A 12,368-nucleotide genomic window follows, 5' to 3' on the forward strand; every position below is an offset into this window, starting at 1 on the left:
CTTCTGACATAGCCGTGTTCCGATAAGGAATGATCGAGTGGCCTTGTTGAGAATGCGTCGAATTTTGGGTTGTACCGCGCTCCTGATGGCAAGCAGCTGCACGGGCGGCGGCGGTTCGCCTTCACCCTCGCCAACTCCGACGGTGACGCCTACGCTGACCCCGTCGCCGACGCCGACGCCGTCGCCCACTTCGACGCCAACGCCTGCGCCCTATGTCTCGTATACTATCGTGTCGCCCACGGTCGAGCCGTCGTACATAGATGGTGTGAACGGCGCCGTGCAGACGCGTGCGACGCTTCTGCGCTATTGGGTCGTCGACGGGACCGAACAGCTCAGCCTTGAAGTGCAGCGTCTGCTGCGTGTGTATGGTCCTCCGGCCGGTGGAGGCAGCAATTTCGAGACGAGCACCACGAGCTTCGTCGGTGGGGCAATTCCGGATCGTGTGCTTCCGATTGCAACATGGTTCCAGGGGAGAGATAATCCCGCCGGATCAGAGTTGCGTTTCTACGCCGTTCATAATGGAATCACCCCGTCGCAACCGGGAAGCGAGATACTCGGTGGGCACCTGTTCGAAATACGCCGGAACTCGGGGGAGGCGACGTTCGGAACCTTCGGTGAACGCATGCAATCGGGTCCCTTCACTTCGGGCACCTATACGGGCGAAGTTGTCGGTTCCATCGGAGGTAGCAAAAACCCGATATTGTTTACCGGAACGATCTCTGTCGCTTGGGACATGACCAGCCCCAATGTTCCCGCTGTGGCGCATGTTATCATCGAGAAGTTCCAGTCGGGCGCCACGCACGCCCCTTTCACGCTCGATTTTGCGATTCCCAGTGCGGCATCGGACGGATCGATGTCGGGCTCGGTTACCTATATCGATCCGCAACTGGGCAGCGGCTCAAGTTTGACGGGACCCGTGGCCGGGCAAGTCTATTATGCCAATGATTCCAGTTCGCCGAGGCAGGTCGTAGGAGGAGCCTTCAAGATCACTTCGAACGGGGTGATCATCCAGGGCTCCTATCTGTTGCATTGAACTATTTTTTGGCGCTGGAGCGCTGATCCGTGCCGCGGCGTGTGATCGAGATGGTCCGGGAGGCGTGCTGCCCTGCGGCGGCTTCGATCGGCCACATCTCGCCTTCCGCACTTCTCACGAAAAAGTAAGGCACACGCATGAAGCCCGTCATCTTCGGCATTGCCGGCCACGAACTCACGCCCGACGAGCGTATCTTTTTCGAGCAGGCCGATCCGCTCGGCTATATTTTGTTCAAGCGCAATTGCGGCGACGTCGCGCAGATGAAGGCGCTGACCGACAGTTTGCGCGACTTGTCGGGCCGCGCCGACCTGCCGATCCTGATCGATCAGGAGGGCGGGCGCGTGGCGCGGATGGTGCCGCCCGAATGGCCGGCTTTCCCTGCGGGGGCGGCGTTCGACGCGCTGTACGACATCGCGCCGATCTCGGCGATCGAAGCAGCGCGGGCGAACGCCCAGGCGCTGGCGATGATGCTGGGCGAAGTCGGCGTGAACGTGAATTGCGCGCCTCTGCTCGACGTGCGCCAGGCCGATGTCACTCCGGCGATCGGCGATCGATCCTTCGGCGGCGATCCGATGCGAGTCGCGGCATTGGGGCAGGCGATGCTCGAAGGCATGCGTCGCGGCGGCGTGGTCGGCGTGGTCAAACACATGCCGGGACACGGCCGCGCATTGGTCGACAGCCATTACGATCTGCCGCACGTCAAGGCCGATGCGGCGGCGCTGGAGATGGATCTGGAGCCGTTCGCCCGTCTGAACGGCGCGCCGATGGGAATGACGTGCCACGTCGTGTTCGAGGCATGGGATGCCGAGCGCCCCGCGACGCTCTCGCCCAGGGTGATCTCGGAGATCATCCGCGGCCGGATCGGCTTCGACGGGCTGCTGATGACCGACGATATCGACATGAAGGCGCTGTCGGGCACGGCGGGCGAGAAGGCCTCGCTGGCGCTCGCCGCGGGATGCGACGTGGTGCTCGATTGCTGGGCGCGGATGGACGAGATGGTCGAGATCGCCGGGCTGATCGGCGATGCGACGCCCGAATGCCTCGCCCGGCTCGATCGCGCGATGGCAACGATCGCGGACGGATCCGCCGCCGCGGATTTCGGGGCGCTGATCGCCAAGCGGGACGAATTGCTGGCGCTCGCGTGACCGTCATCCCGGCGAAAGCCGGGATCCAGAGCCAAGCAATTCCGACAGGGGCAAAGAAACTCTGGGCCCCGGCTTTCGCCGGGGTGACGGCTGGGCAGGTGACAGCCACCATGTGCTCTGCTTAACTTGCATCGATGAGCGAAGCCGATCCTTCCGACACTTTGAAGATCGACATCGACGGGTGGGAAGGCCCGCTCGACTTGCTGCTCGCGCTCGCGCGGAACCAGAAGGTCGATCTGCGGCAGATCTCGATCCTCGAGCTGGTCGAGCAATATCTCACCTTCGTGAACGAGGCGCGCGAGCTCCGGCTGGAGCTGGCCGCGGACTATCTCGTGATGGCGGCCTGGCTCGCCTATCTCAAATCGGCGCTGCTGCTACCGCGCAATCCCGAGGAAACGCCGAGCCCCGAGGAGCTGGCGCTCCGGCTCCAGCTGCGGCTCGAGCGGCTCAATGCGATGCGCGAGGCCGGGGCGCGGCTGGTGGCACGCGACCGGCTGGGTCGCGACGTCTTCCTGCGCGGAGTGCCCGAGGGGCTGCGCGTGGTGCGCAAGGGGCGCTACGAGGCGGAGATCTATGACCTGATCGCCGCTTACGGCCGGATCAGCGCGCGCACCCGGCCGGTGATGCACGTGGTGGCAGTGCGCGACGTGATGACACTGGAAGAGGCGATCGAGCGCGTTTCGGCACTGATCGGCACGCGGATCGAATGGAGCACGATCGAGACCTTCCTTCCCGAAGGGGCGCGCGGGACCTATCGCAAATCGGCGCTCGCTTCCTCGTTCGTCGCCGCGCTAGAGCTGGCGCGGCAGGGGAGGCTCGAGCTCAGACAGAAATCGGCGTTCGCGCCGCTCTATCTCAAGGCGAGCGCATGATACGCCAGGACGATCTCGGCCGCGCTGTCGAGGCGGTGTTGTTCGCATCCGAGCATCCGATGACGATCGACGAGATCAAGGCGCATGTCGGCGCCGAGGCCGATGTTCGCGGCGCGCTCGCGGCACTGGAGACATTCTATGCCGGGCGTGGGATCGAGCTGGTCCGCCGCGGCGAGCGCTGGCATTTCCAGACCGCCGCCGATCTCGCGCATCTGCTGCGACGCGACCGCGAGGAGAGTCGAAAACTGAGCCGCGCGGGCATCGAGACGCTGGCGATCATCGCCTATCACGAGCCGGTCACGCGCGCCGAGATCGAGGCGATCCGCGGCGTCCAGATCTCCAAGGGCACGATCGACGTATTGATGGAGGCAGGCTGGGTGCGGCCGGCGGGGCGCCGCGAAGTGCCGGGACGCCCGCTCACTTATGCGACGACCGCGGGGTTCCTCAGCCAGTTCGGGCTCGCCAGCCGGCGCGATCTGCCGGGAATCGACGATCTCAAGGCGGCGGGGCTGCTCGATCCGGTCGATCTGGCATTTGATGCATCGGAAAATGACGGCGAGGTGGAAACTGCCTCCGAAGACGACTAGATACGGCGGGAATCAAGGAGAGTTCCAATGGGTTTGGGTCCCGTACATTTTATCGTGCTTGCGATAGTCGCGATCCTGCTGCTTGGCGGCGGGCGATTTTCCAACATGATGGGCGACGTCGCGAAGGGCGTGAAAAATTTCAAGAAGGGAATGTCGGAAGACGACGATCCCAAGCCCGTGTCCCGGCTGGACGCCAAGCCCGCACCGGAGCCTGTGGGCGAGCGTGACAAGGATCGCACCGGCACCGAGCTTTAGAACTCGTTCGCCACTCTCTCTTCTATTCGCGCGCCCATGTAACGGCGTGCAGGATCAGGCATTGCTGAATGTTCGACGTCGCACCGACCGAGTTAATGCTTGTGGCCGTCGTGGCGCTGCTGGTGATCGGACCCAAGGACTTGCCCAAGGCGATGCGCTTTGTCGGCAAATGGGTGGGCAAGGCGCGGGGCGTCGCGCGCCAGTTCCGCTCAGGAATCGACACGATGATCCGTGAATCCGAGCTCGCCGAGATGGAGAAGCAATGGGCGGCGGAGAATGAGCGGATCATGCGCGAGCATCCGACTCCATCGCTGCCCGCGCCGCAGCCTGACCATTTCACCCCTGATTCGGCGATCGATGAAGATCCGGTGATGGTCGAGCAGCCGGCGCTGTTTCCCGCCGAGGCAGCGGAGGAGCCGATTGCGGCGAAGCCCAAGCGTGTGCGCAAGCCCAAGGCTGCAACGCCGAACGAGTCCCAGACGCCCGATGAGCAGCAATCGTGAACGAGATCGACGATACCCAGGCACCCCTGCTCGACCATCTAATCGAGCTGCGTCGGCGGCTGCTGTGGTCGATCGCCGCGCTGCTGGTGGCCTTTTGCGGATGCCTCTATTTCGCGCGCGACATTCTGCAATGGTTGGTCGCACCGCTGAAGATTGCAGGGCAGATACGGATCATCAACACAGAGGTATTTGGTGGCTTTATCGTCGAGCTGAAGGTGGCGTTTTTCGCCGCGCTCATGCTGTCTTTCCCGATCATCGCCAACCAGCTGTGGCAGTTCGTCGCGCCGGGTCTATATCGCAAGGAAAAGCGCGCGATGCTGCCGTTCCTGATGGCGACGCCGGTGCTGTTCATCGCCGGGGCCGCGATGGCCTATTTCATCGCGATCCCTGTGGCGCTTAAATTCCTGCTGGGTTTCCAGGGTGATCTGGGCGGCGTGAAGCAGGAGGCGATGCCGGATGTGGGCAACTATCTGAAATTTGTGATGCAGTTCATCTTCGGTTTCGGAGTGTCGTTCCTGCTGCCGGTGCTACTCATGCTGCTCGAACATGCGGGCATCGTAACCTACGAACAGTTGAAGGGCGCATGGCGCTATGCCGTGGTGGGCGCGTTCGCGATTGCCGCGGTGCTGACGCCGCCCGACATCGGATCGCAATTCCTACTCGCGGTGCCGCTGTGCCTGCTCTACTTCCTCGCTTTGGTCGCAATTAAGATCACCCATCGGCGACGCGAGCGCGCCGAGCGCGAAAGCGAAGCCGTTTCCTGATAAAAGCCCCTCCCGGCGTGGCTGGAAGGGGCTTTACTGACTAAAGGTGGGGGAGCGCTTATTTGGCGCCATCGGCCGTCTTGGCGACGGTATCGCCAGCCGACGACACGTCGCGGCCGACGCCTTCGACGGTGTTGCAGGCCGAAACCAGGATCGCGCCGGCAAGCGCGGCACAGGTGAAAATCTTGCGCATTGAAACTCTCCAACTTGTGGACGGGAAGAAAATGCCCGGGCGACCCAAATCGTTCCGGCACAGGCACGAAGCGTCCGGGGAATCGATCAGGATTTCGCTGGCGAGAGAAAGTGTTAGGCCCGGAAGCGTCACCGGGGGGAGGGTTGACGCTTCCGGGCCCATGTCTTGGATAGCGAGAGCGGGGGGCAAAAGGTCACTATCCGAAGAGCAGAACGTACATCGCAGAAACGGGTTCCCCGGTCCCCAACATTTTTTACGAAAAAGTCAGGGGCGCCCCGTGATCGCGATCGAAGCCTCGAAAGCCCCCACCAGCGGGTCGTGATGGAGCCGCGTGCGGAGCTGCCGCGCGAGCCCCGCCATGACGCGGCCGTAGCGGCTTTCCAGGAGTCCCACCAGTTCGGCGCTCTCGACGAGGGCGGGAGAGCTTACGCGCAATACGGCGCGGTCCGGCTCCTCGCCGCCCTTGATCGAGATGCGGACATGCGTGGTCGGATTGCAATTGACCGCCAGTTCGACGATCTCGGTGATCAGGAATGCGACTGCGATCGCGACATCCTGATTGACCAGCAGCGGCTCGATCTCGAGGGTGATGCCGAGTCCCGCCGCCCGTTCGGGCGCAGTCGCGCGGATGTTGGCGGCGAGTTCGCCGATCACCGAACGCAACTCGAGCCCGCGATTCTCCTCGAGCTCGGTATAATGATGGCGATGCACCACCGCGAGCGCATCGACCCGGCGCTGGATCGAGGCATAGGCCTCGCTCGCTTCGGCGCTCCGCGCGGCGCGCGCGTGGAAATTGATCAGGCTGGAGATGACCTGGAGGTTGTTCTTGACCCGGTGATGCACTTCGCGGGTCAGCCGGGTCTGGCGGATCAGTCCTTCGGCGAGGTCGGCCTCGTGGAGCTGGACCGTGCGCGTGATCTGCTGGAACGTCTCGCCGAGATCGCGGATCTCCTGCGCCGGGATCGCGCCGAAGCGCTTGACGTCGAGGATCTCGCCGGGGCGATATTTGCCGACGCTGGTGCGTAACGTGCGGAGCGGGCGGATCAGCAGGATGTTCACCACGAACCAGCCGATCGTGGCCGCAGTGATCCACATCAGCACCAGCAATGCCGTGGTGATGATCAGCGGCGTGGTGATCGGCGCGCCGGGGATCGACATTTCGAGATCGAGACTGTCGATCGAAAGATTGCTGGCGATCCTCTCGCGGCGCCCGAGCGGGCCGCGGGTGCCGAGCGCGCGCAGTGCCAGCCGCTCGTCGCGCCGAACCAGCGCCGCGCCGTAATCGGGCACGAAGCCGCTGGGCCGGGCCAGCGCCGCCAGCGTGGACACCGGATAATAAGCCGTGGCGCTCATTCCGGCATTACCGCCGATCCGGATGGCGAGGCCGTCGGGCAGGAACGCGGCGCGCACTTCGGAGGGGCGGAGCGCCGAGGCGCCGGGAAGCGTGAAGCGCTGGCCGCAGAGCACGCGGCCGCTCTTGTCGGCAATGGCGAAGCGGATGCTGCCCTGCGCGGCGAAGGTGCCCGCCAGCTGGGTGCAGCTCGGGGCGTCACCCGGATTCTGCTCGAGCGCCGCGAGCGTCTGACTCATCTGCCCGACCTGGTTGGTCAGTGCATTCTCCACGACGCCCGAGCTCTCATCGGCGATCGCGCGCAATCGGGCGCGCGCCTCGGTATCGGCGGTCCGCGTCGTCTGGAGGGTGGTGAGCAGGGCGATAAGAGCGAGCGGGAGCAGCGCGCCGACGAGAATAAGAAAGACCTTCGCGCCGGTGGGCATATGCGCCATCGTCGCCGCGAGACCCTTGGCGCGCGGCTCCAGATCCGTGCTGTCCATCAGTGCTGGCTAGTCGAGCTTCTTCAAAAGGTCGAGAAGATCGTCGGGCACGGTCTCGCGAACGGCCTCGTCATAGGCTTGGCGCAAGGCATCGCCCACGCTGCGGCTGGGCTTGCTGCTCTCCGTCCCGCCTTTTGGCTTTGGCGGCCTTTTCGTTTCACCCTTTGCGGAACGCACCAATTTCCCCGTGAGGACCCGATGGCCGGGACCCGGACTGTGAATACGCATGAGCACCAGGTGCCCGATTAACGCCATGACGCCAGAGCGCAAGCGTTCCCATGGCGAGTGCGCAAGCGCTCCTGCAGTGCGCGGTGCACCACATGGCTGGGCGATGAAACCAAATAGCGCGTCGATTGTTCCACAGGCGATGCGGATTCCGGGGAGGGCTCCTTCGGACAGCAGAAACGATTGCAATGCGGATGTCGGGGCGCGAGAAGGCGGCCCGCGCCCACGAAGGAGAATGTTTCCCTTATGTCGCTTGGACAGCAACTCGCGCCGCACCTTCCCCTGCTGCGCCGTTATGCACGTGCACTCACCGGCGCCCAGAGCGAAGGCGACCGTTATGTACGCGCCGCGCTCGAAGCCATCGTGGCGGCGCCCGATCAGTTTCCCCGCGACGTCGATCCGCGGCTCGGCCTCTACCGGACCTTCCAGGCGATCTGGCAATCGACTCACCTCGAAGAGGACGAGATCGTCGAGGATACGTCCAATACTGCCGAGATGATCGCCCGCAAGCGGCTCGCCCGACTGACGCCGCTCTCGCGCCAGGCATTGCTGCTGACCACGGTCGAGGGCTTCAGCATCGAAGACGCCGGCTATCTGATCGAGGAGGATCCCGCACAGGTATCGAGCCTGGTCGCTGACGCCGTCGCTGAGATCGAGCGCCAGACGCGCACCCGCGTGATGATCATCGAAGACGAACCGCTGATCGCGATGGACCTCGAGCAGATCGTCCGCGATCTCGGCCACGAAGTCACCGGCGTCGCGGTCACGCGCGACGAGGCAGTGGCGCTGGCGATGGAGGATCGCCCGGGCCTGGTGCTCGCCGACATCCAGCTCGCCGACGACAGTTCGGGCATCGACGCGGTGAAGGACATCCTCGCCGAGTTCAGCGTGCCGGTGATCTTCATCACTGCCTTCCCCGAGCGCCTGCTCACCGGTGAGCGTCCGGAGCCGACCTTCCTGATCACCAAGCCGTTCCAGCGCGAGACGGTGAAGACGACGATCAGCCAGGCATTGTTCTTCGATCAGGCGACGGTGCCCGCCGGCGTTTAAAAAACGGCGCGGGTTCCATACGATACGGACCCAAAACGGTTTTGGTGGGTTGAAGGGACATGGCTGAGAACGAAGAACCCATCCATATCTCCACCGATCGTGCCCGCGCCGGCACCACGCCGCACGTGACTCGCTATGTGCTGGGCTTCGGCCTGGTGCTGGTGATCATCGCCTTCGTGATCATCGTCTGGTCCTGACCGGACCTTTCCGCAAAAATGCTGGCAATCGCGTCTGCGGCGCCTATCTCCAATCAGAGCCGTACCACGGCACGCGTAAGTGAACGGGATCGAATGACTGAGTCCGAACAGCCTGACGATCGCGAGGACGCGGCAGCCGAGCCGCCGCGCGAGCACGTCGCGCTCTCCGATCCCGAGTTCAAGAAGCAACTCGCGACGGTGATCCCGCATCTGCGCGCCTTCGGGCGCTCGCTTTCGGGCAGTCGTGACCTCGCCGACGATCTCGTCCAGGAGACGTTGCTCAAGGCCTGGGCGGCGCGCCAGCGCTTCCAGGCGGGCACCAACATGCGCGCGTGGACATTCATCATCCTGCGCAATCTCTATCTCTCGCAGATGCGCCGCGCACGCTTCAAAGGGAGTGGGACGATCTGGTGGCCGATCGGCTGCTGGCGGCGCCCGCGAGCCAGGATCGCCATGTCGAGCTGAACGACATGCAGCGCGCCCTGCTGCACTTGCCGCAGCCCCAGCGCGAGGCACTGATCCTCGTCGGCGCGGGTGGCTTCGCCTATGAGGAAGCGGCCGAGATCTGCAACGTCGCGGTGGGCACGATCAAGAGCCGCGTCGCGCGCGGCCGCGTCGCGCTCGAAACGCTGCTGACCGAAGGCCAGCTGCCGTCGCGGCGTGACAGCCTGCCCAATCCGGGCGGCAAGAGCGCGCTCGATACGATCATGGGCGAAGTCGACGATCTCAGCCGCGACCGCTGACGCGGCGCTTCACCTCCTCAGTGAGTCATCGAAATGTCGTGCCGGTTGAGACGGTGCAGGATCGCGGCCATGTCTTCGGGCAGGCCGGAATCGCGTGCGAAGGCGTCGCGCAGCGATATCGCGATGGCGTCGCTGGCGCGGGGCCGTTCGACGCGATAAGCGCGGGCAACGGCCTCAGGGGCGGGACAGGATGGCGGACGGGTCACGAGATAAAAACGCCTTGACTTCACATTTGTTGCTTGACTTCGCCAAATGTGTTGTTCCTGCTGCGTATCGACAAGGGTAACTCGATGAATTCCGGCGATTTGCAGCGCGCTGTAGAACTTGCGCGAGCCCATGCGCCTTTCCTTTCGATGCTTGCCGATCGCGAGTCGCAACTGCTCGACAATCTGGAGGAAGCCCTCGCAGATCCTTTGAGATCTGCGCGTTCTTTCGAAGGCGAAATGGCGGAGTCGCGGCGCTTGCGGTTCGAACGGCGAAGGCTCGCCTTGCTGGTAGCGCTCGGCGATCTGTCGGGCCGGTTCGATCTCACGCGTGTGACCGGGCTCCTCAGCGATTTCGCCGACGACGCATTGGATCGCGCCATCCGCACGGCGATCCGGGAGCGGACGCCCGATGTCGAACCGCGCGGCTTCGCGGCGATCGCGCTGGGCAAATTGGGCAGCCGCGAACTCAATTATTCGTCGGATATCGATCCGATCCTGATCTTCGATCCCGTGACCTTGCCGTGCAAGCCGCGCGAGGCGCCCGAGGACGCCGCGGTGCGGATCGGCCGGCGGGTGATCGAATTGCTCCAGTCGCGCGACGCCGACGGCTATGTGATGCGCGTCGACCTGCGGCTGCGGCCCTCGCCCGAGGCGACGCCGATCGCGCTGCCGGTCGACGCAGCGATTTCCTATTATGAATCGCAGGCGCTGCCCTGGGAGCGCGCGGCGTTCATTCGCGCCCGTGCCTGTGCCGGCGACATCGCGCTGGGCGAAGCATTCCTCGCGGCGATCCGGCCGTTCGTGCGGCGCCGCGCGGTCGATTACGGGACGATCCGAGAAATCCGCGACATCTCGCGCCGGATCCGCGACCATTATGCCCAGGCACAGGCTTTCGGCCCCAAATACGATCTGAAGCGTGGCCGCGGCGGCATCCGCGAAGTCGAGTTCTTCGCGCAGATCCACCAGCTCATCCATGGCGGGCGTGATCCGGCGCTGCGCGTGCCCGCGACCCGCGACGCGCTCGCGGCCCTGGCCGCGGACGGACGGATCGATGCCGACGACGCGGCGGCGCTCAGCGCGGCCTATACCGAGCTGCGCACCGTCGAGCACCGGTTGCAGATGGTCGACGATCTCCAGACGCATACGCTGCCGGCCGGGCAGGAAGCGCTCGACAACGTCGCAGCGCTGCACGGCCTACGGGACGGCGCCGCGCTGATCGAGCGGCTGCGCCCGCATGTCGAGCGGACGGGGCGCGTCTATGATGCGCTTGCCGGCGAGGAGGAACCGCGGCTCCCCGCCGATCCCGAGACGCTGGAGGCCTGCCTGAAGGAAGCCGGATTCGACCATCCGGCGGGCGCGCTCCGCATCGTCGAGGGCTGGCGCGGTGGCGGCTATCCGGCGCTGCGCAGCCCGCAGGCGCGCGAGGCGCTCGAGGCGCTGCTCCCCGGATTGATCGCCGCCTTCGCGCAGGCGCCCGACTCCACGCATGCGATCACCCGCTTCGACGCGATGCTCTCGCGGCTGCCGAGCGCGATCAATTTCTTCCGGCTGCTCGAGGCGCAGCCGGGGCTTCGACAGCTGATGAGCACGATCCTGTGCCACGCGCCGACCCTGGCCGAGCAGCTCGGGCGGCGTGCCGAATTGCTCGACGGGCTGATCGACGCGAGCGCGCTCGACCCCGTCGCCGATATCCCGACGCTGATCGGGGAAATGGCGGCACGCGAGCGCGGCGCCGACTATCAATGGCAGCTCGAGCATGTCCGCCGGCTGGTCGGCGAGAAACGCTTCGCGCTGGGCGCGCAGATCGTCGCGGGGGCAAGCGACCCGCTCGAAGTATCCTATGGCTATGCGCGGATCGCCGAGGCGGCGATCGAAGTGCTCGCACGCGCCACGGTCGACGAATTCGAGCGCGCGCATGGCCGGGTGCCGGACAGCGAATTGGTGATCCTCGCGCTCGGCCGGATGGGGGACAGGCGCTCACCCACGCCTCGGATCTCGACTTGATCTACCTGTTTACCGGCGATTATTCGGCCGAGTCCGATGGGCCCAAGCCGCTCGGCGCAGTGATCTATTACAATCGGCTCGCGCAGCGGGTGACCGCCGCTTTGTCGGTCGCGACTGCCGCGGGGCCGCTCTACGAAGTCGATACGCGGCTGCGACCCTCGGGCGCGCAGGGGCCGCTTTCGGTCTCGCTCGACGGGTTCGCGCGCTACCAGCGCGAGGACGCGTGGACATGGGAGCATATGGCGCTGACCCGGGCGCGGCCGATATTCGGTTCGTCGGGCGCGCGCGATGCGGTGCAGGCGATCGTCGACGACGTGCTGAACGGCGCGCGGCCCGAGCGCGACATCCTGGCGGACGCGATCCGGATGCGCGAGGAGATGGCGACGCACAAACCGCCCGCGGGGCCGCTCGACGCCAAGCTGCTTCCCGGCGGGCTGGTCGATCTCGAATTCGCGGTCCATGTGCTCCAGCTGCGCCACAAGACCGCCTTCACGCCACGCCTGCGCGAGGCGATCCGGCTGCTCGCGGCGAAGGGGCTGATGCCCGAGACGATGGTCGAGGCGCATGCATTGCTTTCGCGGCTGCTGGTCACGTTGCGCCTCGTCGCGCCCGATGCGCAACCTCCGGCAGAGACTACCCAGGCGCTGATCGCCCGCGCGGTCGGGCTGGAATCCTGGAACGCAGTGGTTGCCTCGCTCGAAGCGACCCGGCAGGAGGTGGCGGCGTGCTGGGCGGCGATCCGCGCCGGCGGCTGACGG

Annotated in this window: 13 protein-coding genes and 2 pseudogenes; 11 read left to right on the forward strand and 4 right to left on the reverse strand. The window is 65.2% G+C overall.

Annotated elements, in window-relative coordinates; translation table 11 throughout:
- Positions 1-229: 229 nt before the first annotated feature.
- From PIB19_RS00535 to tatC, 7 genes are all read left to right on the forward strand, one after another.
- Positions 230-1,033 carry a hypothetical protein gene (locus tag PIB19_RS00535; RefSeq protein ID WP_271239234.1) on the forward strand — a complete coding sequence of 268 codons (804 nt, stop codon included), beginning with the start codon at positions 230-232 and terminating at the stop codon, positions 1,031-1,033.
- 137 nt (positions 1,034-1,170) lie between these two features.
- Positions 1,171-2,178: a beta-N-acetylhexosaminidase gene (gene nagZ, locus PIB19_RS00540; protein WP_271239235.1), complete on the forward strand. Its 1,008-nt coding sequence runs from the start codon at positions 1,171-1,173 to the stop codon at positions 2,176-2,178.
- Between the two features lie 134 nt (positions 2,179-2,312).
- Positions 2,313-3,050, forward strand: coding sequence for a segregation and condensation protein A (locus PIB19_RS00545; protein WP_271239236.1), 738 nt, complete (start codon positions 2,313-2,315; stop codon positions 3,048-3,050).
- Positions 3,047-3,637 (forward strand): SMC-Scp complex subunit ScpB, encoded by a 591-nt coding sequence (gene scpB / locus PIB19_RS00550; protein ID WP_271239237.1) that lies wholly within the window; start codon positions 3,047-3,049, stop codon positions 3,635-3,637. The genes PIB19_RS00545 and scpB overlap by 4 nt, the downstream gene beginning before the upstream one ends.
- Positions 3,638-3,664: 27 nt before the next feature.
- Positions 3,665-3,892 carry a twin-arginine translocase TatA/TatE family subunit gene (locus tag PIB19_RS00555; RefSeq protein WP_271239238.1) on the forward strand — a complete coding sequence of 76 codons (228 nt, stop codon included), beginning with the start codon at positions 3,665-3,667 and terminating at the stop codon, positions 3,890-3,892.
- A 68-nt stretch (positions 3,893-3,960) separates the two neighbouring features.
- Complete coding sequence (gene tatB / locus PIB19_RS00560) at positions 3,961-4,395, forward strand: Sec-independent protein translocase protein TatB (protein WP_271239239.1); 435 nt, start codon at positions 3,961-3,963, stop codon at positions 4,393-4,395.
- On the forward strand, positions 4,392-5,159 hold the full coding sequence (tatC, locus tag PIB19_RS00565) for a twin-arginine translocase subunit TatC (protein ID WP_271239240.1): 768 nt from the start codon (positions 4,392-4,394) through the stop codon (positions 5,157-5,159). Before tatB ends, tatC begins: the two co-directional genes overlap by 4 nt.
- 58 nt (positions 5,160-5,217) lie before the next feature.
- Here the strand turns inward: tatC and PIB19_RS00570 are convergent, their stop codons facing one another.
- The 3 genes from PIB19_RS00570 to PIB19_RS00580 all read right to left on the reverse strand — a co-directional run bounded on the left by PIB19_RS00570 (position 5,218) and on the right by PIB19_RS00580 (position 7,599).
- Entirely contained in the window at positions 5,218-5,352 is a 135-nt protein-coding gene (locus tag PIB19_RS00570; protein ID WP_271239241.1) for an entericidin A/B family lipoprotein, read from the reverse strand.
- A 264-nt stretch (positions 5,353-5,616) separates the two neighbouring features.
- On the reverse strand, positions 5,617-7,185 hold the full coding sequence (locus PIB19_RS00575; protein ID WP_271239242.1) for a sensor histidine kinase: 1,569 nt from the start codon (positions 7,183-7,185) through the stop codon (positions 5,617-5,619).
- Between the two features lie 9 nt (positions 7,186-7,194).
- Positions 7,195-7,599 carry a NepR family anti-sigma factor gene (locus PIB19_RS00580; RefSeq protein ID WP_271239243.1) on the reverse strand — a complete coding sequence of 135 codons (405 nt, stop codon included), beginning with the start codon at positions 7,597-7,599 and terminating at the stop codon, positions 7,195-7,197.
- Positions 7,600-7,656: 57 nt separating this feature from the next.
- Between PIB19_RS00580 and PIB19_RS00585 the strand changes: the two genes are divergently transcribed.
- The 3 genes and pseudogenes from PIB19_RS00585 to PIB19_RS00595 all read left to right on the forward strand — a co-directional run bounded on the left by PIB19_RS00585 (position 7,657) and on the right by PIB19_RS00595 (position 9,400).
- Entirely contained in the window at positions 7,657-8,460 is an 804-nt protein-coding gene (locus tag PIB19_RS00585; RefSeq protein WP_271239244.1) for a response regulator, read from the forward strand.
- A gap of 59 nt (positions 8,461-8,519) precedes the next feature.
- Positions 8,520-8,657, forward strand: coding sequence for a hypothetical protein (locus PIB19_RS00590; RefSeq protein ID WP_271239245.1), 138 nt, complete (start codon positions 8,520-8,522; stop codon positions 8,655-8,657).
- A gap of 93 nt (positions 8,658-8,750) precedes the next feature.
- Positions 8,751-9,400: pseudogene (locus PIB19_RS00595) on the forward strand (sigma-70 family RNA polymerase sigma factor).
- A gap of 17 nt (positions 9,401-9,417) precedes the next feature.
- On the opposite strand, the gene PIB19_RS00600 reads toward PIB19_RS00595, so the two are convergent.
- On the reverse strand, positions 9,418-9,738 hold the full coding sequence (locus PIB19_RS00600; RefSeq protein ID WP_271239246.1) for a hypothetical protein: 321 nt from the start codon (positions 9,736-9,738) through the stop codon (positions 9,418-9,420).
- On the opposite strand from PIB19_RS00600, the pseudogene PIB19_RS00605 reads away from it, so the two are divergent.
- A pseudogene (locus PIB19_RS00605) lies at positions 9,691-12,365 on the forward strand (bifunctional [glutamine synthetase] adenylyltransferase/[glutamine synthetase]-adenylyl-L-tyrosine phosphorylase). The gene PIB19_RS00600 and the pseudogene PIB19_RS00605 overlap by 48 nt on opposite strands.
- Positions 12,366-12,368: the final 3 nt, after the last annotated feature.

The organism is Sphingomonas sp. 7/4-4 (assembly GCF_027941955.1).
Taxonomy (GTDB): Bacteria; Pseudomonadota; Alphaproteobacteria; order Sphingomonadales; family Sphingomonadaceae; genus Sphingomonas.

Coding starts and splice junctions, on each gene's coding strand:
- PIB19_RS00585 (WP_271239244.1), top strand. CDS start 7,657: ATGTCGCTTGGACAGCAACTCGCGCCGCACCTTCCCCTGCTGCGCCGT.
- PIB19_RS00600 (WP_271239246.1), bottom strand. CDS start 9,738: ATGGGCTCGCGCAAGTTCTACAGCGCGCTGCAAATCGCCGGAATTCAT.
- PIB19_RS00545 (WP_271239236.1), top strand. CDS start 2,313: ATGAGCGAAGCCGATCCTTCCGACACTTTGAAGATCGACATCGACGGG.
- PIB19_RS00590 (WP_271239245.1), top strand. CDS start 8,520: ATGGCTGAGAACGAAGAACCCATCCATATCTCCACCGATCGTGCCCGC.
- PIB19_RS00555 (WP_271239238.1), top strand. CDS start 3,665: ATGGGTTTGGGTCCCGTACATTTTATCGTGCTTGCGATAGTCGCGATC.
- scpB (WP_271239237.1), top strand. CDS start 3,047: ATGATACGCCAGGACGATCTCGGCCGCGCTGTCGAGGCGGTGTTGTTC.
- PIB19_RS00570 (WP_271239241.1), bottom strand. CDS start 5,352: ATGCGCAAGATTTTCACCTGTGCCGCGCTTGCCGGCGCGATCCTGGTT.
- tatB (WP_271239239.1), top strand. CDS start 3,961: ATGTTCGACGTCGCACCGACCGAGTTAATGCTTGTGGCCGTCGTGGCG.
- PIB19_RS00575 (WP_271239242.1), bottom strand. CDS start 7,185: ATGGACAGCACGGATCTGGAGCCGCGCGCCAAGGGTCTCGCGGCGACG.
- nagZ (WP_271239235.1), top strand. CDS start 1,171: ATGAAGCCCGTCATCTTCGGCATTGCCGGCCACGAACTCACGCCCGAC.